27 protein-coding genes are annotated in these 26,540 nt (G+C 66.5%); 16 read left to right on the top strand and 11 right to left on the bottom strand.

Annotation, left to right across the window (positions count from 1 at the left end; translation table 11 throughout):
• Positions 1-71: 71 nt before the first annotated feature.
• Positions 72-380: a hypothetical protein gene (locus tag EDD25_RS17400; protein WP_166671143.1), complete on the bottom strand. Its 309-nt coding sequence runs from the start codon at positions 378-380 to the stop codon at positions 72-74.
• Here EDD25_RS17400 and EDD25_RS18330 point away from each other — a divergent pair.
• Positions 280-564, top strand: coding sequence for a DUF222 domain-containing protein (locus EDD25_RS18330; RefSeq protein ID WP_166671187.1), 285 nt, complete (start codon positions 280-282; stop codon positions 562-564). The genes EDD25_RS17400 and EDD25_RS18330 overlap by 101 nt on opposite strands.
• A 207-nt stretch (positions 565-771) precedes the next feature.
• On the opposite strand, the gene EDD25_RS03570 is transcribed toward EDD25_RS18330, so the two are convergent.
• The gene (locus EDD25_RS03570) at positions 772-1,374 is read right to left on the bottom strand and encodes a carboxymuconolactone decarboxylase family protein (protein WP_198418853.1); all 603 of its coding nucleotides are present in this window, start codon (positions 1,372-1,374) and stop codon (positions 772-774) included.
• Positions 1,375-1,466: 92 nt separating this feature from the next.
• On the opposite strand from EDD25_RS03570, the gene EDD25_RS03565 reads away from it, so the two are divergent.
• Positions 1,467-2,066, top strand: coding sequence for a TetR/AcrR family transcriptional regulator (locus EDD25_RS03565; RefSeq protein WP_134172061.1), 600 nt, complete (start codon positions 1,467-1,469; stop codon positions 2,064-2,066).
• 29 nt (positions 2,067-2,095) lie between these two features.
• On the opposite strand, the gene EDD25_RS03560 is transcribed toward EDD25_RS03565, so the two are convergent.
• From EDD25_RS03560 to EDD25_RS03530, 7 genes are all read right to left on the bottom strand, one after another.
• Positions 2,096-3,595, bottom strand: a complete 1,500-nt coding sequence (locus EDD25_RS03560; RefSeq protein ID WP_134172060.1) for a hydrogenase large subunit — start codon at positions 3,593-3,595, stop codon at positions 2,096-2,098.
• Complete coding sequence (locus EDD25_RS03555; RefSeq protein WP_134172059.1) at positions 3,595-5,043, bottom strand: proton-conducting transporter transmembrane domain-containing protein; 1,449 nt, start codon at positions 5,041-5,043, stop codon at positions 3,595-3,597. The genes EDD25_RS03560 and EDD25_RS03555 overlap by 1 nt, the downstream gene beginning before the upstream one ends.
• Positions 5,043-5,702 (bottom strand): hypothetical protein, encoded by a 660-nt coding sequence (locus EDD25_RS03550; RefSeq protein WP_134172058.1) that lies wholly within the window; start codon positions 5,700-5,702, stop codon positions 5,043-5,045. The genes EDD25_RS03555 and EDD25_RS03550 overlap by 1 nt, the downstream gene beginning before the upstream one ends.
• A gap of 6 nt (positions 5,703-5,708) precedes the next feature.
• Positions 5,709-6,656 carry a respiratory chain complex I subunit 1 family protein gene (locus tag EDD25_RS03545; RefSeq protein WP_134172057.1) on the bottom strand — a complete coding sequence of 316 codons (948 nt, stop codon included), beginning with the start codon at positions 6,654-6,656 and terminating at the stop codon, positions 5,709-5,711.
• Positions 6,653-8,671 carry a proton-conducting transporter transmembrane domain-containing protein gene (locus tag EDD25_RS03540; protein ID WP_134172056.1) on the bottom strand — a complete coding sequence of 673 codons (2,019 nt, stop codon included), beginning with the start codon at positions 8,669-8,671 and terminating at the stop codon, positions 6,653-6,655. The genes EDD25_RS03545 and EDD25_RS03540 overlap by 4 nt, the downstream gene beginning before the upstream one ends.
• On the bottom strand, positions 8,668-9,153 hold the full coding sequence (locus tag EDD25_RS03535; protein WP_134172055.1) for an NADH-quinone oxidoreductase subunit B family protein: 486 nt from the start codon (positions 9,151-9,153) through the stop codon (positions 8,668-8,670). The genes EDD25_RS03540 and EDD25_RS03535 overlap by 4 nt, the downstream gene beginning before the upstream one ends.
• A gap of 72 nt (positions 9,154-9,225) precedes the next feature.
• On the bottom strand, positions 9,226-9,702 hold the full coding sequence (locus tag EDD25_RS03530; protein ID WP_134172054.1) for an Lrp/AsnC family transcriptional regulator: 477 nt from the start codon (positions 9,700-9,702) through the stop codon (positions 9,226-9,228).
• Between the two features lie 131 nt (positions 9,703-9,833).
• On the opposite strand from EDD25_RS03530, the gene pdhA reads away from it, so the two are divergent.
• The 5 genes from pdhA (at position 9,834) to EDD25_RS03505 (ending at position 15,136) form a co-directional block, all read left to right on the top strand.
• Positions 9,834-10,943 carry a pyruvate dehydrogenase (acetyl-transferring) E1 component subunit alpha gene (gene pdhA, locus EDD25_RS03525; protein ID WP_241986360.1) on the top strand — a complete coding sequence of 370 codons (1,110 nt, stop codon included), beginning with the start codon at positions 9,834-9,836 and terminating at the stop codon, positions 10,941-10,943.
• 32 nt (positions 10,944-10,975) lie between these two features.
• On the top strand, positions 10,976-11,965 hold the full coding sequence (locus EDD25_RS03520; protein WP_134172052.1) for an alpha-ketoacid dehydrogenase subunit beta: 990 nt from the start codon (positions 10,976-10,978) through the stop codon (positions 11,963-11,965).
• 2 nt (positions 11,966-11,967) lie between these two features.
• Positions 11,968-13,443: a dihydrolipoamide acetyltransferase family protein gene (locus EDD25_RS03515; protein WP_134172051.1), complete on the top strand. Its 1,476-nt coding sequence runs from the start codon at positions 11,968-11,970 to the stop codon at positions 13,441-13,443.
• A 57-nt stretch (positions 13,444-13,500) separates the two neighbouring features.
• On the top strand, positions 13,501-14,163 hold the full coding sequence (locus EDD25_RS03510) for a VOC family protein (RefSeq protein ID WP_134172050.1): 663 nt from the start codon (positions 13,501-13,503) through the stop codon (positions 14,161-14,163).
• A 343-nt stretch (positions 14,164-14,506) separates the two neighbouring features.
• Entirely contained in the window at positions 14,507-15,136 is a 630-nt protein-coding gene (locus EDD25_RS03505; RefSeq protein ID WP_134172049.1) for a LysE/ArgO family amino acid transporter, read from the top strand.
• 98 nt (positions 15,137-15,234) lie between these two features.
• On the opposite strand, the gene EDD25_RS03500 is transcribed toward EDD25_RS03505, so the two are convergent.
• The gene (locus tag EDD25_RS03500; RefSeq protein ID WP_134172048.1) at positions 15,235-15,846 is read right to left on the bottom strand and encodes an SACE_7040 family transcriptional regulator; all 612 of its coding nucleotides are present in this window, start codon (positions 15,844-15,846) and stop codon (positions 15,235-15,237) included.
• A 122-nt stretch (positions 15,847-15,968) separates the two neighbouring features.
• Here EDD25_RS03500 and EDD25_RS03495 point away from each other — a divergent pair, with 122 nt between their 5' ends.
• From EDD25_RS03495 to EDD25_RS03465, 7 genes are read left to right on the top strand one after another with little or no spacing between them, the layout of a single operon-like run.
• Positions 15,969-17,576 carry a carboxyl transferase domain-containing protein gene (locus EDD25_RS03495; RefSeq protein WP_134175103.1) on the top strand — a complete coding sequence of 536 codons (1,608 nt, stop codon included), beginning with the start codon at positions 15,969-15,971 and terminating at the stop codon, positions 17,574-17,576.
• Between the two features lie 8 nt (positions 17,577-17,584).
• Positions 17,585-19,639: an ATP-binding protein gene (locus EDD25_RS03490; protein WP_134172047.1), complete on the top strand. Its 2,055-nt coding sequence runs from the start codon at positions 17,585-17,587 to the stop codon at positions 19,637-19,639.
• The gene (locus tag EDD25_RS03485; protein WP_134172046.1) at positions 19,636-20,802 is read left to right on the top strand and encodes an acyl-CoA dehydrogenase family protein; all 1,167 of its coding nucleotides are present in this window, start codon (positions 19,636-19,638) and stop codon (positions 20,800-20,802) included. Before EDD25_RS03490 ends, EDD25_RS03485 begins: the two co-directional genes overlap by 4 nt.
• Positions 20,803-20,860: 58 nt before the next feature.
• Positions 20,861-21,637: a CoA transferase subunit A gene (locus tag EDD25_RS03480; RefSeq protein ID WP_134172045.1), complete on the top strand. Its 777-nt coding sequence runs from the start codon at positions 20,861-20,863 to the stop codon at positions 21,635-21,637.
• Entirely contained in the window at positions 21,634-22,290 is a 657-nt protein-coding gene (locus EDD25_RS03475; protein WP_134172044.1) for a CoA transferase subunit B, read from the top strand. The genes EDD25_RS03480 and EDD25_RS03475 overlap by 4 nt, the downstream gene beginning before the upstream one ends.
• The gene (locus tag EDD25_RS03470; protein WP_134172043.1) at positions 22,287-22,772 is read left to right on the top strand and encodes a MaoC family dehydratase; all 486 of its coding nucleotides are present in this window, start codon (positions 22,287-22,289) and stop codon (positions 22,770-22,772) included. Before EDD25_RS03475 ends, EDD25_RS03470 begins: the two co-directional genes overlap by 4 nt.
• Complete coding sequence (locus EDD25_RS03465; RefSeq protein WP_134172042.1) at positions 22,769-23,575, top strand: HpcH/HpaI aldolase/citrate lyase family protein; 807 nt, start codon at positions 22,769-22,771, stop codon at positions 23,573-23,575. Before EDD25_RS03470 ends, EDD25_RS03465 begins: the two co-directional genes overlap by 4 nt.
• Before the next feature lie 17 nt (positions 23,576-23,592).
• Here EDD25_RS03465 and EDD25_RS03460 read toward each other — a convergent pair whose 3' ends face one another.
• A complete protein-coding gene (locus EDD25_RS03460) occupies positions 23,593-24,099 on the bottom strand; it encodes a glutathione peroxidase (RefSeq protein ID WP_134172041.1) in 507 nt (168 codons plus the stop codon).
• Positions 24,100-24,407: 308 nt separating this feature from the next.
• On the opposite strand from EDD25_RS03460, the gene EDD25_RS17395 reads away from it, so the two are divergent.
• Positions 24,408-24,584 (top strand): hypothetical protein, encoded by a 177-nt coding sequence (locus EDD25_RS17395; protein WP_166671185.1) that lies wholly within the window; start codon positions 24,408-24,410, stop codon positions 24,582-24,584.
• A gap of 265 nt (positions 24,585-24,849) precedes the next feature.
• Positions 24,850-26,535, top strand: a complete 1,686-nt coding sequence (locus EDD25_RS03455) for a ribonuclease J (RefSeq protein ID WP_134172040.1) — start codon at positions 24,850-24,852, stop codon at positions 26,533-26,535.
• The last annotated feature ends 5 nt before the right edge of the window (positions 26,536-26,540 follow it).

Below are 26,540 nucleotides of genomic sequence, written 5' to 3'. Positions count from 1 at the left end.
TTTCCCTGAGGTGCTTCTGCGTGGGGGGGGGCGGATGTCGTTGGTGGTGAAGAGAGTTAGTAACCTCGGAACTATTGTCCTGATATTTCCTCGCCTTTGTGTGCTATTCGGGGTGAAATGGGGGCATGGACACGACCGAAGAACCGGAAGATCCACACCGCTTCAACAGCCTCGACGCTGTAGAACTCGGCACCGACGTACTCCATGCTGATCTGATCAGCCTCGTCGCGGGGGATGCGGAGGTGGGTGCCCTGATTGATCGGGTGGTGTATCTCGAAAGTGATCTGTTGGGCGCGGGCGTCGACGGCGGAGATCGCGTGTGCGCTGCGGATTCCGCAGGGTACCGCGGCGGGGGTGATGCGGGAGAGTCGGGGTCTCACGCATGCGCTGCCGCTCACGCTGCAGGCATTGCGCACCGGGCAGATCAGTGCACGTCATGCGCAGCGGATGCGTGATCACGTGGCGTCGATCCCGCCGTTGCCCGGAGACCGGGATCGTGCTCTCGGTCAGTGCCGACCGGTTCGTCGTTCCCGCGGCGGTGAGGCACTACCAGCAGATTTGTGACGAAACGTGCCGGTTCCCGGGCTGCAACCGGCACGCCCTACGCCACCCGCCTGCCACCCCCACTCGTGCACCCCGGCACCCGACCCCGAACACGCGAGAAATACATCAACCCGTTTGACACGAACTGGCCCACCGACCCCCTCAGCGACCCGCTCCCTTCTGACCGCGACAGACGGGCCCGGAGCGGGCTGACGGTCGCTGCTGCTCTTAGACCGTTACGGCGGCTTCCTGCCATTCAAACTTGCGGAACGCCTCGTCCACCGGCGTCTGTGCCAGGTGATTGGTGTAGTTCGACATCACCTTTTGCGAGAGGCCCAGGACAACCTCGAGAATCTGGCGCGTGGTGAACCCGGCAGTCAGAAATTCCTGCACCGCACCCTCGTCCACGTTGCCGCGCTCGCGCACCATGCTCAGCGTGAAGGTACGCAGGGCCTCCAAATGGGCGGTGGGCAAGGGGGTGCCATCGCGCAGGGCGTTGGTGATTGCGTCGTCGACCGTCATTCCCTTGGCGATGGCGGTGTGGGCAGGCACGCAGTAGTGGCACGCGTGTTCGACGTTGATTGTCTGCCAGACGACCGTGATTTCATCCTTGTCAAAGCTGGAATTCAGAAAGAGCTCATGCACGAGCTTGTAGCCCTCCAGGAGTCCGGGGGCCTCGGCCATGACCGCGTGCAGGCCGGGGATCATTCCATTCTGCTTCTGTGACTGGGCAAGCAGTGCCTGGCTGGCTTCGGGCGCGGTAGTTTCGTCGTGCAATTGAAAATCAGTCATGGATAGCTCCGGATCGGTCGTGGTGGCCGAGGTGGACACCTCGTGCATTCTGTACCAAACGGTACCATACGGTTTCCCGAGTTTGCTACCGAACGGTAACAAAACCGTGTCGATCGGTTTAGACTGGCGTCATGAGTGCTGCGGGGAATGTCACGATCGGCCGTCCGAGGCTCTTCGATGAGGAGGCCGTGCTTGTCCGTTTGACGGAATTGTTCTGGCGCCAGGGCTACACCCGAACATCGATGACGGACATCGTGCAGACCAGCGGCGTGCAGAAGCCCAGCCTGTATCGGACATTCGGCACAAAGGAAGAACTGTTCGCGACCGTGCTGCGTCGTTACCTCGCCGGGCGCATCCAGATGTTCGCCGGCATGATCGAGCAGGCGGGCACGGGTGTGGAGGGCGTCCATACCTTCTTGAACCTGTTCGAGGCGGATGCGGTCTCGAAACACGGCCGGGACGGCTGTTTGATGGTGATGGCGTCGAACGAGCTGCGCGGCACACTGCCGGGCTACGAGTTCGCCGCCGACTACCGGCGGGCGATGCGGGACGTTATGGCTACACTTTTCGCCTGGGCGCTGCCGCACGGCGGTCCCGAAGTTGTTCAGGTCAGGACTGATCTGTTCACTGCATACTTGTTGGGACTTCAGGTCATCATGCGATCGGGCGCCGACGGTGATGAGATCCATCGGTACGTCAACGCCCTGCATGTCACCGTCGACTCCTGGTGAAGCCTGAAGCACGGGTGGTTCGGGGTCGGTTACAGGTCGTTGCCGGCGTAGGACTGGTTGAAGCTCTTATTGGCGAGCGGAAAATCCGGGACGATCGTCTCTGACAGGGCCACGGGGAGCGCAGGCCAGTTGAAGAACGAGGGGTCGACGACCTTGACCCGGCTGAGCGTGCCGTCGGCGCCGAGCTCAACCCGATGCGCGATCGTGCCTCGCCAGCCCTCCACGAGAGAGAGGCCGGCGCCGGGAGCCGCCGGGTCCATGGAAGTCCCGCTGCCCGTGCTCTCGTCGAGGCGCGAGATGAGCTCCACAATCACGGCGACCGAGATGGAGAATTCGCGGGCGCGAACGCGGTACCGGGCCAGCACATCGCCGCGCTCCTCGGTGACCACGTGGAACACCTCGCCCAGATTCACGAAGGGGTGGTCACGGCGCGCATCCGTGTCGACGCCGGATGCGCGGGCAACGTAGCCGAGCGTGCCGATTGTCTCGGCCTGCGCGAGCGGAAGTGTGGCCGTTCCGCTGAACCGACCCCGAACGATGGCGTGACTCAGGGTCACCGCCACGAGCTCTTCGATGGCGGCCTGGATGCGCCGGAGATCGGTCGCCGCAGGGAGTCGCAGCACGTGAACACCACCCACGGTGATACCGCCACGAAGGTAGCGGTGGCCCGTGATGGTCGCGTTGATGCGCAGCAGCTGCTCGCGCAGCGCCTGAGCGTGGGCATCGACAATGCCGAAGCCCACATCGTTGGCGAGCGAACCGAGGTCGGTCGCGTGGTTGTAGAGGCGCTCCATCTCCAGCAGCAGAGCCCGCAGCAGCCGGTCGGGTTCGGAAACCTTGATGCCTGCGGCATCTTCCACGGCCATCGCGAACGCGAGTGAGTGGCCAACCACGGTGTCGCCGGTGATCTGTTCGGCGAGGGCGATTCCCGCTGCCGGTCGCAGCCCCTCGAAGAGCTTCTCCACACCGCGGTGCAGATACCACTGGCGAGCTTCCATGCGCACGATCGTCTCTCCCACCACGGAGAAGCGAAAGTGCCCGGGCTCGATGATGCCCGCGTGAATCGGTCCGACAGCGATTTCGTAGACGCCGGGGCCTTCGACCTCGACGAACGGGAAGGACTCCACATCGGGTTCGAAGTCGGGAACAACCGAGGCGCTGCGCAGCATGGGGTACCAGCCGCGCGGCCAGTGGCCGTGGCGCACGAGGCGATGCGGCTGCGGGTGATCGCGAGGTTCAACCCCGTAGAGGTCCCGAATCTCCCGCTCAAAGTTGCCCGCCGCCAGCGACCGCAGTGCAAGGCTGGGAATCCAGGCGTCGTCGCGGGCAACCGCGAGGGACAGTTCGACCCGACCGTCGGCACCGGCGAAGGCATAGACGATACGAAACTGGTCATCGTCCTCATGGCAGGCCATGAGCACCAGTCGGCTACCGGTGCTCAGCACAGCGGATGCTGCGTCGCGGATCCCCTCCCGCGTCACGATCTTCAGTTCAGCGCGTTGGGGCCGCCCACTTGGTTCTGTGTGCATCAGTTCGTCCCTCCGAGGACGGCGGTGGCCTGCACCAGGAGTGATCCCACGGGCTCCGCGATGAAGGCCATCGTTGCCGTCGTGGCGAGCGCGAGAATGATGGGCAGGCGGGGGCCGTGCGACTGGCGGTCGATTGTGAACGGTTCGGACTCGGGCGGAGACCCCATGGTCATGGACACCGTGAGGCGAGTGAGCGCGGCGAAGATGACGAGAAGGAGCAGGAGGGCGACGCCGACGACGCCGCCCATTCCCACTGACCAGCCGGCCGTGATGATGCCCACCTCGGCGAAGAAGATACTGAATGGCGGGAACCCGATCAGGGCGCTCATGGCAATGAGCCACGGGACGGCCACACCGGGCCTCCGGGCGAGTAGGTGTTTCACGTCGGCAATGACCGCTGTGCCCTCAACGGCAAGAATGCGTCCGGAGATCACGAAGAGCGTGGCCTTGATGAGTCCGTGGGCGAGGATGTAGAGCAGCACGGCGGGCAGGGCTGCGGGGCCGATGGCGACGCCGATTGCCATGAGTCCCATGTGCTCGATGCTGGAGTAGGCCAGCATCCGCTTGTAATCACGCTGGCGAATGAGCAACGACGCGGCGACGAGAAGCGAGAGCAGGCCGCCGATGCTGAGCATCACGCGCAGGAAGTCCGGCCCGATGACGGCGTTCGTGATGGTCTGGATGCGCAGGATGGCGTAGAGGGCCACCGAGAGCAGCACGCCGGACATCAGGCCCGACACCGGTGCGGGGGCCTGGCTGTGGGCGTCGGGCAGCCAGCTGTGCATGGGCGCGAGACCCGACTTGGTGGCGAAGCCGAGCACCGCGAGGGCACCGCCGGCCGTGACGAGCGTCGGATCGAGGCCGAGGCGGCCCTGGCTGAGCACGAGCCAGGAGAGCGTGGGGGTGTCGGTGCCGATTGAGGCGGCGTAGATGAGCACAATGCCGAGCAGGGCGATTGCCACGCCCACCGAGCCGAGGATGACGTATTTCCACGCGGCCTCGAGCGAACGCCGACTGCGGTGGTGACCCACGAGGAACGCGGTGGCAATGGTCGTGGCCTCGATGGCCGCCCACATGAGGCCGATGCTGTCGGCGAGCACGGCCAGGGACATAGCGGCCAGGAAGAGCGAGAGCAGGGCGCCATAGGAACCGGCGGTGCGTTCACGGCTCGCGGCCACGCTGCTGAGCCCGCCCCAGGTGGAGACGAGTCCGACGGCGCCGACCACCGCCAGCATGTACGAGGAGAGCGCATCGGAACGGAGCAGGTCGCTGATGCTGGTGGCGCCGCCGCGTTGAAGTACGGCGCTGATCAGGAGGAGGCCGGAGACGAGCACCGCGGCGCTCGAGGCCATGGGGGAGTAGCGCCGAAGCGGTGCCGAATCGATCGTGAGGCTCAGCAGGGCGAGGACCACAGGGATGGCGAGGGGCGTTAAGAGGGCTAATTCCATCAGTCGTGCAACTCTCTCAACTGGTCGACGTCGGTTCCACCGAACTTGTTCCGCATGCGGCCGGCAAAGACATGCAAAATGAGCACGACGAGCAGAACGTCCAGGGATACGCCGAACTCGAGAAGGAGGGGCACCCCTCCGCTCGTGAGGAAGGCGACCGTGGCGATGCCGTTATCGAGCAGCAGAAAACCGATGAGCTGCGAGCGAGCGCGGCGGCGGGTGATGAGCAGCAGGAATCCGGTGAGGATCATGGCGAGCCCGATCGGGGCGGCGTGCGAACCGACGCTCGTGCCGAGGCCGATGAGCTGGCTCACCACGACGTAACTCAGGATCGTGAGCAGCGTCACGGCGAGGAGGGCAGCGGTGGGGTTCAGGCGCGGGGATTCCTCAATCGTGCGGATCGTGGCCTTTGACTGGCGCGCGAGTACCCACGGGAGGGCCACCCCCTTGGTTACGAGAATGAGCAGGGACACGAGGATGAGCTCGGCCTCACGCTCCTGGGCTCCGATCACGGCCACGAGGGCGGCGAGGGCCACGCCCTGCACGGAGAGCAGCCGGATGGACGCGAGCAGCGAGTGCCGCCAGACCATGAGCGCGCTCGTGAGCAGCAGGGTTCCGGTACAGAGCCCGACCAGTTGGGTGAACAGAGTTTCAGTCATGAGGTCCTAAGCGACCAGATAGGAGGCGGTCACAGCGAGGAAGGCGAGGGCGAAGGAGCCCGCGAGCAACTCGGGCACCTGGAACAGGCGAATCTTGGCCAGGAAGACTTCGCCGACAGCGAGCAGAACGCCCAGCAGCAGCACCTTCACGCCGATGGTGATGACGCCGAGCAGGAGTGCCAGGACAGAGAAGTCGGTCACCACGCCCCAGGGAATGACGAGGTTGGCGACGAGGCCGAGCAGGGCGGCAAGCTTCAACCAGGAGCCGAGCTCGAGCCAGGCGAGGTCGCGGCCGGAGCTTTCGATCACCATGGCTTCGTGCAACATGGTCAGTTCGAGGTGGGTGCCGGGGTTGTCGACGGGGAGCCGGTTGGTCTCGGCCATGATCGCGATCGCGAGCGCCACGATGGCCAGAACGCTCACGGGCGAGATGATGATCTCGGGGGTGTCGAGCCGGGTCTGCACGATGAGGGAGAGCGTCGACGTGCCGGCCGGAATGGAGAGCGCGTAGATGGACAGCAGGAACGTGGGCTCCACGAGCGCGGCGACGGTCATGTGGCGGCTCGAACCCATGCCGCCGAACGCGGTTCCGCCGTCAAGGCCCACGAGGGCGAGGGCCACGACGCCGATGAGCATCACGGAGACGATCACGAACAGGTCGCTCGGAATGCGCGAGAACGGGACGGTACCCACGAGTGGCAGCAGCACGCACAGGAGCAGGCTTGACACGAGCAGGGCGACCGGGCCAGCCCGCAGCATCCAGCTGCTGTCCTGGGCGCGCACGGGATCCTTGCGCAGGAGCTTGCGCACGTCACGCCACGGCTGCCAGATTCCGGCCCCGACGCGACCGGAGACTCTCGCCCGCACCTGACGCATCACGCCGACGAGCAGCGGGGCGAGGAAGACAAAGAGCACGACCTGCACGAGCGCGATGACGATCGCCGACCAGTTCACAGTGACACCACAATCAGCACGATCAGAAAAGCCACGAAGGAATACGTGAGGTACCGGTGGATGCTGCCGTTGGCCGCGTACCGCGCCACGATGCCGTAGCGCTGCATCAGGTTGAGCACCGGTCGATACAGGCGGGTCTCGATCACGTCGGACACGGTCTGCTCAATCTTGACCCGCTCCACGAGGTAGCGCGATTCGCCCACGTGGGTGACCTGCACGTCACGGGACGGCTTCAGTACGTCGTCAAACACGCGCACGAGCGGCTCGGCATACGAGGTGGCCGTGTACTGCATTCTCGGCCGGGCACGGGATCCGCCGCCGCCCCAGGGGAGGGCGTTGATGCGCTCGGGGTGCGTGCGGGCCGACACGATGATGGCGATCAGGATCGGGATGAGCACGAGCGCGGAGAGCACGACGAGCATGACCGGGTCGAGTACGGCGCCGATGCCGGGCAGCGCCACACCGCCGAGCCCCACGGGAACGGCCGCGAGGGCGGTCTGCGGACCAACCGTCGCCGCGACGACGGCCGCCACTGGTCCGGGTATGAGGCCGAGCGCGAGCACGCCCAGCGCGCCGAGGAGCAGCGGGAATCGCATGAGCAGTGGCACGTCGTGAGCCAGTGCGGCGGCGCTCGATCGCGGGCGGGCCAGGAACGCGATGCCATAGGCCTTCACGAAGGTGAGCAGGGCGAGGCCCGCGGTGAGGGCGACGACCGCGACGGCCAGGGGCATGGCAACGGATGCCGCGACCGAGACGACCTCGCCGTTCAGTCGGCCCCCGTGGATGAGGGACTGCAGCAGCATCCACTCGGCGACGAAGCCCGAGGTCACGGGGATGGCCGCGGCACCGAGGCTCGCGATGCCGAAGGAGAGGGCGGTCCACGGCATGCGGGAACCGAGTCCGCCGAGCCGGTCGAGGTTGCGCTCCCCGGTGGCGTGAATGATCGCGCCAGCGCCGAGAAAGAGCGTGGCCTTGAACACGGCATGGCTCACGGCGAGCAGCAGCGCGGCGATGAGGGCGGCATCCGCTGCGGCAACCGCGTCATAGGAGCGCAACAGCACCGAGGCGCCCAGGCTCAGGAAGACGAGGCCCATGTTCTCGGTCGTGGAGTACGCGAGCAGCACCTTGAGGTCGCTCGAGACCGAGGCCTGCAGAATGCCGTAAAGAGCGGATGCGCCCCCGAGTAGCATGATGAGGATTCCCCACCATGGCGGCGCCTCCGGCAACAGGCGCAGGCACACGAGCAGGGCGCCGTACACGCCGATCTTCACCATTGCGCCGCTCATGGCCGCCGACACGTGGCTCGGCGCCTCGGGCAGGACGCGGGGGACCCACACGTGCAGGGGCACGAGCTCGGCCTTGCCGCCGAAGCCGAGCAGCAAGAGCAGGAAGGCGAGGTTGGCGGCCCAGGAACCGGGCTCGATCGTGGCCATGGCGGCGAAGCTCGTGCCGCCGGTGGCCGCGGCGAGAACCGCGAAGCCGGCGAGCACGAGGAAGAAGCTCAGCTGGGACATGGCGGAGTACCAGATGCCCGCCGAGGCCACGGAGGCGCGGGAGGCGTGGTCGGCCAGGAGCAGCACGGTGGAGCCGAGCGTCATGATCTCCCACGCGAGCAGGAACGAAACCGAATCGGTGGCCGCGGGCACGAGCTGCATGCCCAGGAGAAAGATCGGGAGCGCGGCCCAGGCGGTGCGCGACGTGGCCGGGCCGGTGGCCGAGCCGATGCCGTAGATCGACACGAGCAGGCCCACGACGGACACGACCACCATGAACAGGCCGCCGAGGCGGTCGGGCGCAAGAATGAGCGCGTCCATGGGCAGGGCCAGCGGAATGAGGATTCCGCCCGTCGCACCGGTCATGGCGAGCGCACCCGTGGTGAGGCCCGCCAGCGCCAGCAGGGCGCTGAGGCTGCCCGTGACCGTCGCCCGCAACGAGGGAGCGATGGTGAGGGCGGTGAGCATGGCGACCGCGGCGAGCACGAGTTGCAGGATCAGGCCTGCCCCCAGGTTCGTCATCGGCCGGTCATTCGTCGCAGCGCGAGCACGATGTCGTGGGGTGAGGGGGGGCTGCCGGGAACGGAGATGTCCACGTGTACGAATTCGGAGACCGGACCAGCCATGCCGTGGCCCTTCGCGAAGATGCCGCCGGTAATGGCGCAATCACCGACCGCGATGACGAAGCGGGGGGTCGGGGTGGCGTCGATCGTGCGCCGCAGCGGCTCTGCCATGTTGCGGGTGACGCCGCCGGTGATGACGAGTACGTCGGCATGCCGCGGAGAGGGGGTGAGACGAACGCCGTAACGCTCCACGTCGTAGACGGGTCCGAATGCGGCGGATAACTCGGGTGGGCAATCGTTGCAGCCACCCGCGTTGATGAAGCGAACCTGGATGCTGCCGCCGAACACCTCGGCACCCGGAAACAGGGGAGGGGCGACGGGGGCCCGTTCGGCAATGCGACCGCCCTGGCGAATGAGGGTGGCAAGCCGGAGGACGCTCATTTCAGCCTCCGCACATCCGTTAACTTCATTACTTCTTTATATAACAATATGAAAGATTTAGCAAATAGATTTTCATGACGGTCGGCGTTCGGCTCGCTCCAGCAGGGGCGCCACACGGAACGGAATGACCTCGCCCATAGCCAGGGACGTTTCGGTGCGCTCGACTCCCTCCACGGCGAGAATCGTGCCGTCGATGCGGAACAGGTCGTCGGCATCCGTGCAGACCACCCGAACGAGAAGGTCGGACTGACCGCTCATGCCGTGCGCCTGCACGATCTCGGGAATCTGGGCGAGCTCGGTGACGATCTTGGCGAGGCGTTTCTGCTGCACGTGCACCTCGATGAAGGCGGTGAGCGGATACCCCAGGGCGATCGGGTTCACTCGGCGGTCGAAGCTCAGAAACGTGTTGGATTCCTCGAGCCTGGCCATGCGGGCCTGCACGGTGTTGCGGGAGAGGCCGAGCTTCTGGGCGAGAGCGACGAAGGTGCTGCGGGGGTCCTCGGAGAGCGCGCGCAGGAGCCGCGTGTCGGTCTGGTCGAGGGTGTACATAATGCAAAATCTAACACGCTCACGGGCCGTGGAATAGGGCACAATGCTCAATTTTTTTTGACGAGGTTGTTCTCTTTGCCGCATCGTCTTACGATTCAATCAACTTTAGCAGCGACGCTAGGAGCGGCCCAGTGGTTGAATCATCCCCCGAATTCGTGCAACTCATCACCCCCGAGGGGGAGAGGATCAGCAACCCCGAGCTTGACCCGTGGGTCGCAGATGTGACGGATGCACAGTTGACCGCGTGGTACGAAGACATGGTCGTGGTGCGTCGCATCGACACCGAGGCGACCGCCCTGCAACGGCAGGGGGAGCTGGGCCTGTGGCCGCCGCTTCTCGGCCAGGAGGCCGCACAGGTCGGCTCCTCCCGGGCAACCCGCGACGATGACTTCATTTTTCCCAGCTACCGGGAGAACGCCGTCGCGTATGTGCGCGGCGTTCCCTTCGCCGACATCGTGCGCGTGTGGCGCGGCAACGCCCAGTCCGGCTGGGATCCCTACAAGCATCAGCTCGCGGCACCCAACATCATCATCGGCGCGCAAACCCTGCACGCGGTGGGCTGGGGCGTGGGCGCCAAGTACGACGGCGTCGACTCGGTCGCGGTCACCTACTTCGGGGACGGCGCAACCAGTGAGGGCGACGTGAACGAGGCGATGGTCTTCGCCGCGAGCTTCCAGGCGCCGGTGGTGTTCTTCTGCCAGAACAATCACTGGGCGATCTCGGAACCCGTGGGCCTCCAGGCCGTGCAGAGCATCGCCGACCGGGCTCCGGGCTTCGGTATCCCGAGCCTGCGCGTGGACGGCAACGACGTTCTCGCCGTCGTCGCTGCCACCCGCCTGGCCCTCGATCGCGCACGGCGCGGCGACGGCCCGACGTTCATTGAGGCCGTCACCTACCGGATGGGCCCGCACACCACCGCGGATGACCCCACCCGCTATCGGGACAAGGCCGAGCTTGAGGCCTGGAAGCTGCGGGACCCGATCCTGCGCCTGCAGCGCCTGCTCGACTCGCTCGGGCTGCTCACGCCAGAACTCGAAGCCCGCACGCAGGCGAAGGCCGACGAGGTCGCCGCCGAGCTGCGTGCCGGCTGCATCAATATGCCGGACCCCGAGCCGCTCACCGTCTTCGACAACGTCTACGCCACGCCCAACGCCACGCTTGAGAAGGAACGCGACCAGTACGCCGCCTACCTGTCGAGCTTCGACTCCAGCAACACCACGAGCAACGGGGGACGCTCATGACCATGACGATGCCAGGAACAGAGGCGATACAGATGACGCCCGACACGACCACGAAGACCCTCACGCTGGCCAAGGCGATCAATGCCGGCCTGCACCGGGCACTCACCGACGACCCCAGGGTTGTGCTTCTCGGTGAGGATATCGGAGCGCTCGGCGGCGTGTTTCGCGTCACGAGTGACCTCCTCGCCGAGTTCGGCCCTCGCCGCGTCATGGACACGCCGCTCGCCGAATCGGCGATCATCGGCATGGCCGTTGGCCTGGCTTACCGTGGCTATCGCCCGGTCGCCGAGATCCAGTTCGACGGCTTCATCTACCCGGGCTTCGACCAGATCGTCAGCCAGGTCGCCAAGCTGCACTACCGCACCCAGGGCGCGGTCAAGATGCCCATCACCATCCGGGTGCCGTTCGGCGGCGGCATCGGCGCGGCCGAGCACCACTCCGAGTCGCCGGAGGCCTACTTCACGCACACCTCCGGCCTGCGCGTGATTGCCGTCTCCAACCCGCAGGATGCCTACAGTCTCATCCGGCAGGCCATCGCGAGCGACGACCCAGTGCTCTATTTCGAGCCGAAGGGTCGCTATCACGCGAAGGGTGAGGTCATTCCCGAGCTCGGGGCGTCCATGGAACGGGCCACGATCGTGGCTCCGGGAACGGATGTGACGCTCGTCACGTATGGCCCGCTCGTGCCCACCGCCCGGGATGCCGCGCTCGCCGCAGCCGACGAAGGGGTCTCCATCGAGGTCATCGACCTTCGCTCACTGTCACCGGTTGACTATCCGACGCTTGAGGCATCCGTTCGCAAGACGGGCCGCCTCGTCGTCACCCACGAAGCCAACCGCACCGGCGGGATCGGTGGGGAGGTCATTGCCAGCCTGACCGAGAGCTGCTTCAACTACCTGGAGTCCGCGCCGGTTCGAGTGACCGGCTTCGACATTCCTTACCCCGCCGCGAAACTGGAGAGCCACCACTTGCCCGACCTCGACCGCATCCTCGACGGTATCGACACGGTGATGGGACGGTGAACATGCTCAAGATCTTCAAACTGCCCGACCTCGGTGAGGGGCTCACCGAGTCCGAGATCGTCGCATGGTACATTGCGCCGGGCGACACGGTGACGCTCAACCAGCACATTGCGGATGTGGAGACGGCCAAGGCCGTTGTTGAGCTGCCGTCACCGTTCAGCGGCGTCGTGAGCGAGCTGCATCAGCCCGCCGGCGTGGTCGTGCACGTGGGTGAACCGATTGTCTCGTTCGATGTGGCGGATGCCGCTGGTGCGGCCCCGGATGAGGCGCCGGCTGCGCCCACCGATGCGAGCACAGAAGAGCCGCCCACGGCGGACAGTCGCGAAGCGAACCTCGTCGGATACGGTCCAGCCGTCGAACGTGGAGGACGACCGGCCCGCCGGTCGCGCCAGAGCGCTGCCGCCCCGGCATCCGCTGCCGCCCCGGCATCCGCTGCCGCCCCGGCATCCGCTGCCGCCCCGGCATCCGCTGCCGTCACTGCCGAAGCTCCCGGTGCGGAGAACCCCGTGGCGACAGCCCTCGAGGTTCCCGCAACACCTGTGCCCACGGCGGCCGCAACCGCGACGGGGGAGCGACCGCGTTCCACCCCGCCGGTGCGTGCTCTCGCCCGTGACCTCGGGGTCAACCTCGAGACCGTCACGGGAACCGGGCAGGGCGGCCTCATCACCCGCTACGACGTGCGGGCGGCGCTGAACGACGCGACGCCGAACGGCGACGGGGCGACGGAGACGCCCGCAGCGCCGGCAGCCGTCGGCGGCACGGCGACCGCCGCAGCCGCTCGAGAGACTCGCACGCCGATCAAGAGCATCCGCAAACTCACCGCGGCCGCCATGGTGCAGAGCGCGTTCACCGCACCGCACGTCACCGAGTTCCTCACCGTGGATGTGACGCCCACGATGGACCTGCTCGAGTCGCTCAAGAGCAACCGGGCGTTCGCCGATCAGCGAATCTCCATTCTCACCGTCGTCGCCAAGGCCGTGTGCATCGCGATTGCCCGCAACCCGAGCGTCAACACGCGATGGGACGAGGGCGCCGGCGAAATCGTGCAGTTCGGTTACGTGAACCTTGGTATCGCCGCGGCCACCCCGCGCGGACTCATGGTGCCCAATATCAAGGACGCCGACGCGCTGGGACTCACCGAAATCGCGGCGGCGCTCGCCGCGCTGGCCACGGCCGCCAGGGGCGGAACGACGACGCCCGCTGCGCTCGGCGGCGGCACGATCTCGATCACCAATATCGGTGTCTTCGGTATCGATTCCGGCACGCCCATTCTCAACACAGGGGAGGCCGCCATCCTTGCCATGGGTGCCATTCGGCGCACGCCGTGGGAGTACCGCGGCGAGGTGGCCCTGCGCCAGGTGCTCACGTTGAGCCTGTCCTTCGATCACCGTCTCGTCGACGGCGAGCAGGGGTCCAGGTTCCTCGCCGATGTCGGTACCATCCTGGCCAACCCGGCCATGGTTCTCACGATGGTCTAGACGGAGCCGCCGCCCTCATCCCTTGACCGGTGGGTGTGGGCGGAGCACAGTGGAGTCATGAATCCGACCCCAGGACTCCTCGCCCCCTTCAACACGGCCCACACACTTCACTCCAGCGCCTTCGTGCACTTCGACAGCGCCCTGCATGCCTCGTTCACGACCGCCGACTTCACCTCGGCGGTCGCGTTGCTCGCCGCAGTGTCGGGGGCAGCGGATGCCCTGAATCACCATCCCGACGTTCGCCTCGGCTACGGAAACGTCGATTTCGTGCTCACCTCTCACGATGTCGGCGGCGTGACCGCCCGCGACGTGAGGCTCGCGACCCGCATCGACGAGCTTGCCGCCGAGCACGGAGCGACGGTCGCCACCCTGCAACCGACTCGCTGCGACATCGCCATCGACTGCACCGACTCCGACGCGATTCGCCCTTTCTGGGTGGCGGCACTGGGCTACAGGGAGGTTTCCGGCGACGACGGCATCGAACTGGTCGACCCGCGGGGGAGAGGCCCGAAGGTGTGGTTCCAACACATGGAAATCGCACGCACCGACCGCAACCGCATCCACCTCGACGTCTACGTACCCAATGACGACGCCGAAGAGCGCGTGCAGACCATTATCGAGGCCGGGGGAGTCCTGCTTACCGACGAGCACGCTCCGGAATGGTGGGTGCTCGCCGATGTGGAAGGCAACGAAATGTGTGTCTGCACGGCCTCCTTCTGACCGAACTTCCCGCCCGCAGCCCCGCCGCCGCCAGCCTCGCCGGCGTGAGCCGCTCTCGATGTGCCCCCATCTCGTCAGCGCGAGGCGCTCCCCGGTTCGCCCCCATTGCGCTGGTCGAGCTGGCGCCGTCTGCGGCGCGGTCGAGACCTCGCGACCCGATTGTCGACGTTCACCGCGAGGGACACGAGAAACGGTCGCCCATCGCGCGGTCCCTCCGGGAACTCCCGCGCGGTGTCGGCCCCTGGACGTTCCCCCTGGCGAGGATGCGGCCGCACGAGCCGAGCTGATCCAGCCCAGGACACCATAGTTGTACTGAATTACCGCTTGACCTTAGCGTTGACCTGTGACCCCCGCTACAACTCTCGTTCCCGCCCTCCTCGGCCTTCTGACCGGGCTGACCCTCATCGTCGCCATCGGCACCCAGAACGCCTTCGTGCTGCGACTCGGAATCGAAGGGCGCAACCGCGTCATCGCTCCGGTCGTGGCCATCTGCGCGCTGTCCGATGCGGCACTGATCCTCGCCGGAGTCGTCGGACTCGGCGCGGTCATCACCGCCGCCCCCGTGGCGATCGTGGTCATTCGGGTGCTCGGCTCTGCCTTTCTCATCGGCTACGGACTCTGGGCCGCCAGGCGGGCCATCCGCCCGGGGGCCCTCGTGGTGACGGGAGCGCGGGGGGAGACCGGTTTGCGGGTGGCGGTCACCACGGTTCTCGCGCTGACCTGGCTCAACCCGCACGTGTACCTCGACACCGTGCTCTTTCTCGGCGGCGTGGCCAACCAGCAGGGCTCGCCGGAACGTTGGTGGTGGGCCGCCGGTGCCGTGCTCGGGAGCTTCGTGTGGTTCGCCGCGCTCGGCTTCGGAGCCCGCCTCCTGCGCCCGCTTTTCGCGCGCCCGAGTTCCTGGCGGGTACTCGACGTCGTCATCGCCGTCGTGATGCTGGCCCTCGGCATCCGTCTCGCCCTCGGGCACTAGCCCCGCCCCGGTTGCGGGCGTGTAGGCAAACTCGGAACTTTTCGCGACACGCCGTGATCTGTGACTGCGGATGCGGCGTGTTGCGAAAAAGTCCGTTGCTACGCACCGCAGCGGGGCGCGGCGAGGGCGGCGAGGGCCATTTCTTCGAGCAGGGTGCGCACGGCCACCTGGGACGACGCGCGAGCGCTGTGCGGAGTCGAGTTGAGCAGCCCGAACGTGGCATGGGCGCGAATGCGCAGCAGGGTCTCGCTGACCTCGGGGTGCACGCGGCGCAGCACGCCCACCCAGAGTTCCACATAGGTGCGCTGCAGCGCACGCACGCGGTGTCGGTCCTCGTCGGCGAGGCTGTCGAGGTCCCGGTCCTGCACTCGAATGATGTCGGGATTGGAGAGAGCGAAGTCAATGTGGAACCGCACCAGGTCGCCGAGGGCTGCCCCGGCATTCGCTGCCTCGTCGACGACGCCCTGGCCGCCGGCGACGAGGTGTTCGCTCACGCCCACCAGTAGTGCGGCGAGAACGGCCTGCTTGCCGCTGAAGTGCCGGTACACGGCCGGACCGCTGACACCGACCGCCGCTCCGAGATCTTCAATGGATGCCCCGTTGTAGCCCGAGCGGGCAAAAAGCGCTGCAGCGGCCCCGAGCAGGGCCTCGCGGCGATCGGCCTTGGCCTGGCTGCGGGGCGTGGCGGGGTACTCGACCGCTGCGCTCATCTTCTCTCCCATGACTACCCTGACTGGACATCCCAGTTAATACTGACTAACCTGAATTTCAGTTAGTGAACACTAACTGTACTTGAATCCGGGTCATCCGGGTTCACAACGGGAAGATGTCGATGGAGACACTCACGAGTCAGCTGGACTCCACTGCTCAGACGTTCCAGACCAACGAAGCCGCCCAGCGCGCGCTTGTCGTTGACCTGAAGACGCGCCTCGCCCGCGCCGCCCTCGGCGGCCCCGAAAAGTCCCGGCAGCGCCACCTGGCCCGCGGCAAACTCCTTCCACGGGAGCGCATCGACCAGCTGCTCGATGAGGGCAGCCCCTTCCTCGAGATCGCCCCACTCGCCGCGACCGGCCTCTACAACGAGGACAGCCCCGGCGCCGGCGTGATCGCCGGGATCGGCCTCGTGCACGGACGCTTCGTGCTCGTCATCTCCAACGACGCCACCGTCAAGGGCGGCACGTATTACCCGATGACGGTGAAGAAGCACCTGCGCGCCCAGGAGATCGCCCTCGAAAACCGCCTGCCCTGCGTCTACCTCGTCGACTCCGGCGGCGCCTTCCTGCCGATGCAGGACGAGGTCTTTCCCGACCGCGACCACTTCGGCCGCATCTTCTACAACCAGGCCCGCATGTCCGCCGCCAAGATCCCACAGATCGCCTCGGTCATGGGCTCGTGCACCGCCGGTGGGGCCTACGTGCCGGCCATGAGCGACGAGACCGTGATCGTGCGGGGTCAGGGCACCATCTTCCTCGGCGGGCCGCCGCTCGTGAAAGCCGCGATCGGTGAGATCGTCACCGCCGAAGAGCTCGGCGGCGGCGACCTGCACGCTCGTACCTCCGGCGTCACCGATCACCTCGCCGAGAGCGACGAGCATGCGCTGCAGATCGTGCGCGACATCGTGTCAACCCTGCCCCGACCGGCCACGGCGCCGTGGGATGTGATCCCCACCGTCGCGCCCGTCGCCGACGAGGGCGAGCTGTATGGGGCCGTGCCCACCGACGTGCAGGGCCAGTACGACGTGCACGAGGTGATTGCGCGCCTCGTCGACGGCAGCGAATTCCATGAGTTCAAGAAGGAATACGGCACGACCCTCATCACCGGTTTCGCGCATCTGCACGGCCACCCGGTCGGCATCGTCGCCAACAACGGCGTTCTGTTCTCCGAGTCCGCGCTCAAGGGTGCGCACTTCATCGAGCTCTGCGACCAGCGGGGCATCCCGCTCGTCTTCCTGCAGAACATCTCCGGCTTCATGGTGGGCCGCGACTACGAGGCCGGCGGCATCGCCAAGAACGGTGCCAAAATGGTCACCGCCGTCGCCACCGCCCGCGTTCCCAAGCTCACCGTCGTCATCGGCGGCTCCTTCGGCGCCGGCAACTACTCCATGTGCGGCCGGGCCTATTCCCCGCGGTTCCTGTGGATGTGGCCGGGCAGCCGCATCTCGGTGATGGGCGGCGCCCAGGCGTCATCCGTACTCGCCACCGTGAAGCGCGAACAGATCGAGGGCGCCGGCGACGAGTGGTCGGCCGCCGAAGAAACCAGCTTCAAGGAACCGATCCTCGACACCTACGAGCGGCAGGGCAGCCCGTATTATTCCACCGCCCGGCTCTGGGACGACGGCGTCATCGACCCCGCCGACACGCGCACGGTACTCGGCCTCGCCCTGTCCGTCTGCGCCACCGCGCCGCTGGGCGACTCCGCCTTCGGCCTCTTCCGGATGTGAGTGAGACCATGACAGAGCCCCAGACCACCCATTTCGACACGGTCCTCGTCGCCAATCGCGGTGAGATCGCGTGCCGCATCATCCGCACCCTGCGCGAGCGGGGCATCCGCTCCATTGCCGTGTACAGCGACGCCGACCGCAACGCCCGCCACGTGTCACTGGCGGATGCCGCAGTGCGCCTCGGCGGCCCGGCCCCCGCCGACAGCTACCTCAACGTTCGGTCCGTTCTCGACGCCGCTGCCAAGAGCGGATCCCAGGCGATACACCCCGGCTACGGGTTTCTGAGCGAGAACCAGTCCTTCGCCCAGGCCTGCGCCGACGCGGGAATCGTGTTCATCGGACCGAGTGTGCACGCACTCAACATGATGGGCGACAAGATTCGCTCGAAGAACCACGTGGCCGGTTACGGCGTACCGACCATTCCCGGCATCAATGAGCCGGGTCTCAGCAATGAGCAGCTCATCGAGGCTGCCGGTGGAGTGGGCTACCCAATGCTGATCAAACCCTCGGCGGGCGGCGGCGGCAAGGGGATGCACATCGTCGAACGCGAGGAAGACCTCGCGGCGACGCTCGAAACCGCCAGGCGCGTGGCGCAGAGGGCATTCGGTGACGACACGCTGCTGATCGAGCGCCTGATCAACACGCCCCGCCACATCGAGGTGCAGGTGCTCGCCGATAACCACGGCGCCGTCATCCACCTCGGCGAGCGCGAATGCTCGCTGCAGCGTCGCCACCAGAAGGTCATCGAGGAGGCGCCCTCGCCGCTTCTCGATGACGCCACTCGCGCCCGCATCGGTGAGGCTGCCTGCGCCGCCGCCCGAAGCGTGGGCTACAGCGGCGCCGGCACCGTGGAGTTCCTGGTCTCCGATGCCGCGCCCGGCGAGTTCTTCTTCATGGAGATGAACACCCGGCTGCAGGTGGAGCATCCGGTGACCGAGATGGTGACCGGTATCGACCTCGTGGACTGGCAGGTGCGCATCGCCGCGGGGGAGGCCCTCACCGTGGAGCAGTCGGGCGTGCACCTCACCGGCCACGCCGTGGAGGCCCGCGTGTACGCCGAGAACCCGGAACGCGGTTTTCTGCCCACGACGGGCACGGTGCTGCGGCTGCACGAACCGAGCGGCGCGGGCATCCGCGTGGACAGTTCGCTGGCCGACGGCCTCGAGATCGCCTCCCACTACGACCCGATGCTCGCCAAGGTGATCGCCTGGGCGCCCACCCGGCTGGAGGCGCTCACCCGGCTCGACCGGGCACTGGGCGAGACCGTGGTGCTCGGCGTGCACACCAACACCGAGTACCTGAGGCTGTTGCTGCAGGACGAAGACGTGCGTGCGGGTCACCTCGACACGGGCCTGATCGAACGGAGGCTGCCGACCCTCGCCTTTCGCGGTGCCGACGATCACCTGCTCGCCGCAGCCGCGCTCTTCCTGCACGAGCGGGCACTGAACGCGTCCACCACGGCGGAGGCGAACGCCGTGTGGGCTCGCCCCACCGGGTGGCGGCTCGGTGAGGCACGGGCCAGCCGCTACTGCCTGGGGGTGTCGGCGACCGACTCCGTTTCCGTTGGCGTCAGGGGGGAGCCGGGCGGGGCATCCGTGACGGTCGGCGATGGTTCGCCGGTAGCGGCCGGGCTCTCGGCCGGGCACGACGGAACAATGAGCGTGGACTACCGCGGCATCACCCGGGTGTACGAGGTGGCCCTTCACGGCGCCGTACTGCATATCGGTGCCGACGGTTTCCAGATGGAGCTGCGAAACCGCTCGCGCGCCGAAGAACTCGCCGAACACCTGCTGAGCCGCGATCGGGTACCCGGAGCGGTGAGCCCCGACGTGCGCTCGCCGATGCCCGGCACGGTGATCGCCGTGAACGCCGCCAGCGGAGACGCCGTCGAGGCCGGCCAGACCATCCTCGTGGTCGAGGCCATGAAAATGGAACACAAACTCGTGGCCGAGGCCGCCGGGCGGGTCACCGTGAACGTGAAAACCGGCGACCTCGTCAAACTCGACCAGATCGTCGCCACCATTACGCCAGTCAACACTCCAGACAAGGGAGCCACAGAATGAGCTACGAACTCACCCCCGAATACCAGGCCTTGAGTGACCGGGTACGCGACTTCGCCGACACTGTCGTGGCGCCCGCCGCGTATGAGTACGACACGAAGCGCAGCCTGCCGTACGGCATCATCGCCCAGATGGGCGACATGGGGCTGTTCGGACTGCCGTTCCCGGTGGAGTACGGCGGCCAGGGCAAGGACTACTTCGCCCTCTGCCTCGCCGTTGAGCAGCTCGCGCGCGCCGACCAGAGCATCGCCGTGACCCTTGAGGCCGGCGTTGGCCTGGGCATCATGCCCGTGTACCGCAGAGGCACCGAGGCGCAGAAGGAAGAGTGGGTTCCCCGCCTCGCCAGTGGGTCGGCGCTCGCCGCGTTCGGCCTCACCGAGGCGGATGCCGGCTCAGACGCCGCGGGCACCAAAACCACCGCAGAACTCGCCGGCGGCGAATGGGTGATCAACGGTACGAAGCAGTTCATCACCAACTCGGGCTCCGACATCACCCGCCTCGTCACGGTCACCGCGGTCACGGGGGAGTCCACACGCGCCGACGGTTCGATCAAGAAAGAACTCACCGCCATCCTCGTGCCCACGCCCACCCCCGGGTTCACGGCGCTGCCGCCGTACGACAAGGTGGGCTGGCACACGTCAGACACGCACCCGCTCCTGTTCGAGAACGTGCGCGTTCCCGAGGCCAACCTGCTCGGTGAGCGTGGCCGCGGCTTCGCCAACTTCGTGCAGACCCTCGACGAGGGCCGCATCGCCTTCGCCGCGCTGTGCACCGGAGCCGCCCAGGGCTGCCTGGAGGAGTCCATCCGCTACGCGAACAGCCGCAACGTGTTCGGTCGTTCCATCGGCTCGAACCAGCACATCGCATTCAAGATTGCGCGGATGCAGGCGCGCGTGCACACCGCTCGCCTCGCCTACTATGACGCCGCCCTGAAAATGATCAACGGCAAGCCGTTCAAAATGGAGGCCTCCATCGCCAAGATGGTGGGCAGCGAGGCGGCCATGGACAATGCCCGTGACGCGACGCAGATCTTCGGCGGATACGGCTTCATGAACGAGAATCCGGTGGCGCGGCACTATCGTGATTCGAAGGTCCTGGAACTGGGCGAGGGCACGACCGAGGTGCAGCTCATGGTCATTTCCCGGTCGCTGGGCTTCGCAGGCTAGAGTCCCGGCCAGCTCCACACCGCAGCACACAGTCGATGCACGCCGAACGGGAGACTGAATGATTAACAAAGTTGTTGGCAACGCCGCAGAGGCGGTGGCCGATATTCCAGACGGCGCGAGCATTGCCGTGGGCGGGTTCGGGCTCTGCGGTATCCCGGAGGTGCTCATCGAAGCGCTCCACGAGCAGGGAACGACCGACCTCGAAACCATCAGCAACAACTGCGGTGTCGACGGCTGGGGGCTCGGTCGGCTGCTCGCCGATCACCGCATTCGCCGCACGGTCAGCTCCTACGTGGGTGAGAACAAGGAGTTCGCGAGGCAGTACCTATCCGGCGAGCTTGAGGTTGAACTCACCCCGCAGGGCACACTCGCCGAGAAGCTCCGCGCCGGCGGCGCGGGGATCCCGGCGTTCTTCACCCCGGCGGGAGTGGGCACGCAGGTGAGCGAGGGCGGCCTGCCGCAGCGGTACCACCCCGATGGCACCGTGGCGAAGGCCTCCGAGCCGAAGGAGGTGCGCACCTTCGATGGCGCCGACTACGTGATGGAACGCTCGGTCACGCCCGACTTCGCCTTCGTGCACGCGCTCAAGGGTGACCGTTACGGCAACCTGGTCTTTCATGCTGCGGCCGCGAACTTCAACCCGCTGGCCGCCATGGCCGGCAAAATCACCATTGCCCAGGTGGAGCAGCTGGTCGAACCCGGCGAACTCGATCCCGCCAGTATTCACACCCCCGGCATCTTCGTGCAGCGGGTCGTGGTCGTCGGCGAGGTGGAGAAGCGGATCGAACGCCGAACCGTCTCCGCCGCCCCGGCCACCGAGGAAGGAACCCAGTGAGCCTCACCCGCGAGGAACTCGCGGCACGCGTTGCCGGCGAGCTCGAAAACGGTCAGTACGTCAATCTGGGCATCGGCATGCCCACCCTGATCCCGAACTACATTCCGGACGACATCGAGGTCGTGCTGCATTCCGAAAACGGCATCCTCGGTGTCGGCCCGTACCCCACCGAGGAGAACATCGACCCCGACCTCATCAACGCGGGCAAGGAAACCGTCACGGTGAACACGGGAGCGGCCTTCTTCGACTCGGCATCGTCCTTCGGCATGGTGCGCGGCGGTCACGTCGACGTTGCCGTGCTCGGTGCCATGGAAGTGGCCGCCAACGGCGACCTCGCCAACTGGATGGTCCCGGGCAAGATGGTCAAGGGGATGGGCGGCGCCATGGACCTCGTGTTCGGGGCCAAGCGTCTCATCGTGATGATGGAGCACACCGACAAGTCCGGTAACCCCAAGATCGTGCAGCAATGCAGCCTCCCCCTCACCGGCCGCGGCTGCGTGAATCTCATCATCACCGACCTCGCCGTGATCGAGGTTCTCCCGGAGGGACTCGTACTGCGCGAGACGGCGCCGGGCGTCACCGTGGAGCAGGTGATCGCCGCGACCGGGGCCGCGCTCACCGTCGACCTGACCGTGGCGGAGGCCATCCGATGAGGGACGCACGACGCTCCGTCGAGCAGCGTGGGCTGTTCTTCGAGGAATTCGATCTCACGGTGCGGTACCAGCACCGCCCGGGACGCACCGCGACCGAGGCCGACAACGTCATGTTCACGACGATGACGATGAACACGCAGGGCCTGCACCTCGATGCGGCCTGGGCCGCTACCCAACCCTTCGGTGAGCGCCTGATGAACTCCATGTGGACGCTCTCCACGCTCGTGGGGGCATCCGTCGCCCAGCTGACCCAGGGTACGATCGTCGCCAATCTCGGCTTTAGCGAGGTCACGTTCCCGCACCCCATGCACCACGGCGACACCCTCTACGCGGAGACCATCGTCACGAGCAAGAGGATGTCCGCGTCGCGTCCCGGCCAGGGCATCATCACCCTCACGCACACCGGCCGCAACCAGTACAACGACGTGGTCGCCACGGCGGTACGCACGGTCATGGTCTGGTGCAAGGATGCGGCACCGTGACGTTTGAGCTCGGCCCGGCCCTGCTGTTCTGCCCGGCCGACCGCCCCGAACGTTTTGCCAAGGCCGCCGAGCGCGCCGACGCCGTGATCATCGACCTTGAAGACGCCGTGTCGCCGGCGGCCAAGGGAGACGCCAGAGCCGCTCTCCTCGAGCATCCGCTCGACCCCGAACGAACCATCGTGCGCGTCAACCCGGTGGGAACGCCGGACTTCACGCTCGACCTGTCCGCCCTGGAGCACACGGACTACCGCTTTGTCATGGTCGCGAAGGCGGAGACGGCCACGCAGATGGCGGCGTTGTCGTCGTACCGGGTCATCGCCCTGTGCGAGACGGCCGCCGGCGTACAGGGGGCGGCCGTGCTGGCCGCGGCGAGCAACGTCGCCGCCCTGATGTGGGGCGCCGAAGACCTCATCGCCTCCCTCGGCGGCACGTCAAGCCGGGACGCCTCGGGACGCTACCGCGACGTGGCCCGGCACGCACGCAGTACCGTTCTGCTCGCTGCCGGCGCCGCGGGCAAGGCCGCCATCGACTCCGTGTACCTCGACATCCCCGACACGGCCGGGCTGGCAGAAGAGGCCGCCGACGCCGTGGCGTGTGGGTTCCGGGCCACGGCCTGCATCCACCCGAGCCAGGTCGCCGTCATCCGCGCGGCGTACCTGCCCACAGCGGATGCCGTCGCTCACGCCCGGGCGCTGCTCGCGGCGGCCGCCACCGAGCGTGGCGTCTTCCAATTCGAGGGCCGCATGATTGATGGCCCCGTGCTGCGCCACGCCGAAACGGTCGTGCGGCGCGCCGGAAACTGACCCGCGCGCTGCGTCGCCTACGCGACGGACTCGGCGGCGATGACCTTTTCGATCGCGGTGACGATCTCGGTCGACTGTGGTTCCACCGTCGAGGCGAATCGGTCGACAACCTGACCGTCGGGGTTCACGAGAAACTTCTCGAAGTTCCATTTGACCAGCCCGGGCAGCAGGCCGCGCTTGAACTTGGTCAGTTCGGTGAACAGCGGATGCTGGTCCTTCCCACGCACGGCGATCTTGGCCGTCATGGGAAACGTCACACCGTAGGTCAGGCCGCAGAAGGCCGCAATGTCGTCTTCACCGCCCGGTTCCTGACCCATGAACTGGTTGCTCGGCATGCCGAGAATAACCAGACCATCCGTCGCGTACTTCTCGTACAGCGCCTCCAGGCCGGCGTACTGCGGGGTGAAGCCGCACTTCGAGGCCACATTGACGACGAGAACGGTCTTACCGCGAAACTCGCCGAACGTGGTCTCTGTGCCGTCAATGAGTGTGAGCGGGATCTCATAGAGAGAAGACGTGTCCATGTCTTGATGCTATCGCCGCACCCCCATCCGCGGCTGCGAGGACGCTGCGAGGCGACTGCGAGCGCATCGCCCGGGCCTGTGCACCGGCTGTGCAGACCCTGTCCATCGGCCCGTTTCCGCGCCGATCTCCCACACGTGACGTAACGTCGACGCACACCCGGAACCGATTGAGGCTGATTGTGAGCCCGCCGTCCCGGCCCGCGCGGCGCAGCGCAGACTTCCCGCCGTCCGAGCCCCTCGAGTATGAACAGCACCCGTGTTTCTTCTGCCCCCGGCTTCGTGCGGCTTCCGCAGAGACAAGGAGCACCATGAATTCCTACGTATCACGCAACACCCTCCACGCCGATGAGACCACCGGCTACATCAGCCTCACCGGTCGCCGGGCTGCCGTCGGCACCGGCTATGTCACCCACCAGGGCCAGCAGAAGCAGGTGGGCGGCTACGTGTCGTCGACCGGCAGCACATTCGGTCGCCGCGCGGCCTGACTCGCAGCAGCCGTAACAGGAGGGCCCCGCCGGTTGGCGGGGCCCTCCTGTTCGTGCGCCCGGTGCGGGCGTTTGCCCGGCCCCGGTACACTGGAAGAGCTAGTGGCACAACGCACGGCTTCGTGCCCGCCATTTTTCTGACTCAGGCCAGGCATCCGGTTGAACTTCATGCGACTCACATCGCTGGTTTCCCGGTGAAAGACCCCTGGATTCCTGCGTCTCCTCATGCTGAGACCTGCAACACCGCACAAGAGAAAAGAGTTTCATGAGTACTCACGACCTTGACCTGTCCGCCCCTCCGGTTTTGCCCTCGCGCGGCCTGCGGATCACTCCGCTCGGCGGCCTGGGCGAAATTGGTCGCAACATGACCGTCTTCGAACACAAGGGCAAGCTGCTTATCATCGACTGCGGTGTTCTCTTCCCCGAGGACAACCAGCCCGGCATTAACGTGATCCTGCCCGACTTCAGTATTCTGCGTGATCGCCTGCAGGACATTGAGGCCATCGTGCTCACCCACGGCCACGAAGACCACATCGGCGCGGTGCCCTACCTCCTCAAGGAGCGCGGCGACATCCCCGTGATCGGCGCCAAGCTCACCCTCGCGTTCCTCGCGGCCAAGCTGCAGGAGCACCGCCTCAGCCAGAACTTCATCGAGGTCAAGGAGGGCGAACGTCGCACCGTCGGCGTCTTCGACCTCGAGTTCATCGCGGTGAACCACTCCATCCCTGATGGGCTCGCCATCGCAGTGCGCACCGAGGCCGGCCTGCTGCTGCACACCGGCGACTTCAAGATGGACCAGTTCCCGCTCGACAAACGCCTCACCGACCTCGGTGCGTTCGCGCGCCTGGCCGAAGAGGGCGTCGACCTGTTCCTCACCGACTCGACCAACGCTGAGGTTCCCGGATTCACGACCGCCGAGAAGGACATTGGACCGGCAATTGACACCGTGTTCCGCACCTCGCAGCGCCGGATCATCGTCTCGAGCTTCGCGAGCCACGTGCACCGCATCCAGCAGGTCATTGACGCCGCCGTGAAGCACAACCGCAAGGTTGCCTTCGTTGGCCGCTCCATGGTTCGCAACATGGGCATCGCCACGGAGCTCGGCTACCTCAAGGTTCCCAAGAACCTGATCGTGGACATGAAGGCCCTCGAGCGCATGAAGGACGACAAGGTTGTTCTCGTCTGCACCGGCTCGCAGGGAGAGCCCATGGCGGCCCTGTCGCGCATGGCCAACCGTGAGCACATCATCAAGATCGGTGAGGGCGACACCGTCCTGCTTGCGAGCTCGCTGATCCCCGGAAACGAGAACTCGATTTACCGCGTCATCAACGGGCTCACCCGCTGGGGCGCCAACGTCGTGCACAAGGGCAACGCTAAGGTGCACGTCTCCGGCCACGCGAGCGCCGGCGAGCTCGTCTACTGCTACAACATCGTCAAGCCCACCAACGTCATGCCCGTGCACGGCGAATGGCGCCACCTCAAGGCCAACGCCGAACTCGCCGTGCAGACCGGTGTTGAAGAGGACCGCGTCCTGATCGCCGAGGATGGCGTCGTCGTCGACCTGGTCGACGGCCGTGCCTCGATCACCGGCCGTGTCGTTGCGGACTACGTGTTCGTCGACGGTATGACCGTCGGTGGCGCATCCGAAGCCGCAATGGAAGACCGTCGCCGCCTCGCCGAGGATGGAACCATCACGATCCTCGGAATTCTCAACGCCAAGACCGGCCTGCTCTCCGAGCCGGTCGAATTCCTCGCTCGCGGCTTCGTGCACGATGACGAGTGGGTTCGCGGCGCCACCAAGGTCATCGACGAGGCCATGAAGGTCGCCAACCGGGTTAAGACTGTCAACGGTGCCGAGCTCGAGGAACTCTTCACGTCGTCCGTGAGCCGTTGGATGCAGCGCAAGTACCGTCGCAGCCCGCTGATCACCGCAGTGGTTGTCGACGCCTAAGCGAC

This window comes from Cryobacterium psychrophilum, from assembly GCF_004365915.1.
Taxonomy (GTDB): domain Bacteria; phylum Actinomycetota; class Actinomycetes; order Actinomycetales; family Microbacteriaceae; genus Cryobacterium; species Cryobacterium psychrophilum.
This window is presented reverse-complemented; position numbering and strand designations above follow the sequence as displayed.

Excerpts from the sequence above, each read along its gene's own strand:
- EDD25_RS03510 (WP_134172050.1), top strand. The coding sequence starts at position 13,501 with ATGAATCCGACCCCAGGACTCCTCGCCCCCTTCAACACGGCCCACACA.
- EDD25_RS03480 (WP_134172045.1), top strand. The coding sequence starts at position 20,861 with ATGATTAACAAAGTTGTTGGCAACGCCGCAGAGGCGGTGGCCGATATT.
- EDD25_RS03460 (WP_134172041.1), bottom strand. The coding sequence starts at position 24,099 with ATGGACACGTCTTCTCTCTATGAGATCCCGCTCACACTCATTGACGGC.
- EDD25_RS03470 (WP_134172043.1), top strand. The coding sequence starts at position 22,287 with ATGAGGGACGCACGACGCTCCGTCGAGCAGCGTGGGCTGTTCTTCGAG.
- EDD25_RS03535 (WP_134172055.1), bottom strand. The coding sequence starts at position 9,153 with ATGAGCGTCCTCCGGCTTGCCACCCTCATTCGCCAGGGCGGTCGCATT.
- EDD25_RS03490 (WP_134172047.1), top strand. The coding sequence starts at position 17,585 with ATGACAGAGCCCCAGACCACCCATTTCGACACGGTCCTCGTCGCCAAT.
- EDD25_RS03550 (WP_134172058.1), bottom strand. The coding sequence starts at position 5,702 with ATGACTGAAACTCTGTTCACCCAACTGGTCGGGCTCTGTACCGGAACC.
- EDD25_RS03540 (WP_134172056.1), bottom strand. The coding sequence starts at position 8,671 with ATGACGAACCTGGGGGCAGGCCTGATCCTGCAACTCGTGCTCGCCGCG.
- EDD25_RS03495 (WP_134175103.1), top strand. The coding sequence starts at position 15,969 with ATGGAGACACTCACGAGTCAGCTGGACTCCACTGCTCAGACGTTCCAG.
- EDD25_RS17395 (WP_166671185.1), top strand. The coding sequence starts at position 24,408 with ATGAATTCCTACGTATCACGCAACACCCTCCACGCCGATGAGACCACC.
- EDD25_RS03500 (WP_134172048.1), bottom strand. The coding sequence starts at position 15,846 with ATGAGCGCAGCGGTCGAGTACCCCGCCACGCCCCGCAGCCAGGCCAAG.
- EDD25_RS03455 (WP_134172040.1), top strand. The coding sequence starts at position 24,850 with ATGAGTACTCACGACCTTGACCTGTCCGCCCCTCCGGTTTTGCCCTCG.
- EDD25_RS03520 (WP_134172052.1), top strand. The coding sequence starts at position 10,976 with ATGACGCCCGACACGACCACGAAGACCCTCACGCTGGCCAAGGCGATC.
- EDD25_RS03515 (WP_134172051.1), top strand. The coding sequence starts at position 11,968 with ATGCTCAAGATCTTCAAACTGCCCGACCTCGGTGAGGGGCTCACCGAG.
- EDD25_RS03530 (WP_134172054.1), bottom strand. The coding sequence starts at position 9,702 with ATGTACACCCTCGACCAGACCGACACGCGGCTCCTGCGCGCGCTCTCC.
- EDD25_RS03565 (WP_134172061.1), top strand. The coding sequence starts at position 1,467 with ATGAGTGCTGCGGGGAATGTCACGATCGGCCGTCCGAGGCTCTTCGAT.
- EDD25_RS03485 (WP_134172046.1), top strand. The coding sequence starts at position 19,636 with ATGAGCTACGAACTCACCCCCGAATACCAGGCCTTGAGTGACCGGGTA.
- EDD25_RS03560 (WP_134172060.1), bottom strand. The coding sequence starts at position 3,595 with ATGCACACAGAACCAAGTGGGCGGCCCCAACGCGCTGAACTGAAGATC.
- EDD25_RS03555 (WP_134172059.1), bottom strand. The coding sequence starts at position 5,043 with ATGGAATTAGCCCTCTTAACGCCCCTCGCCATCCCTGTGGTCCTCGCC.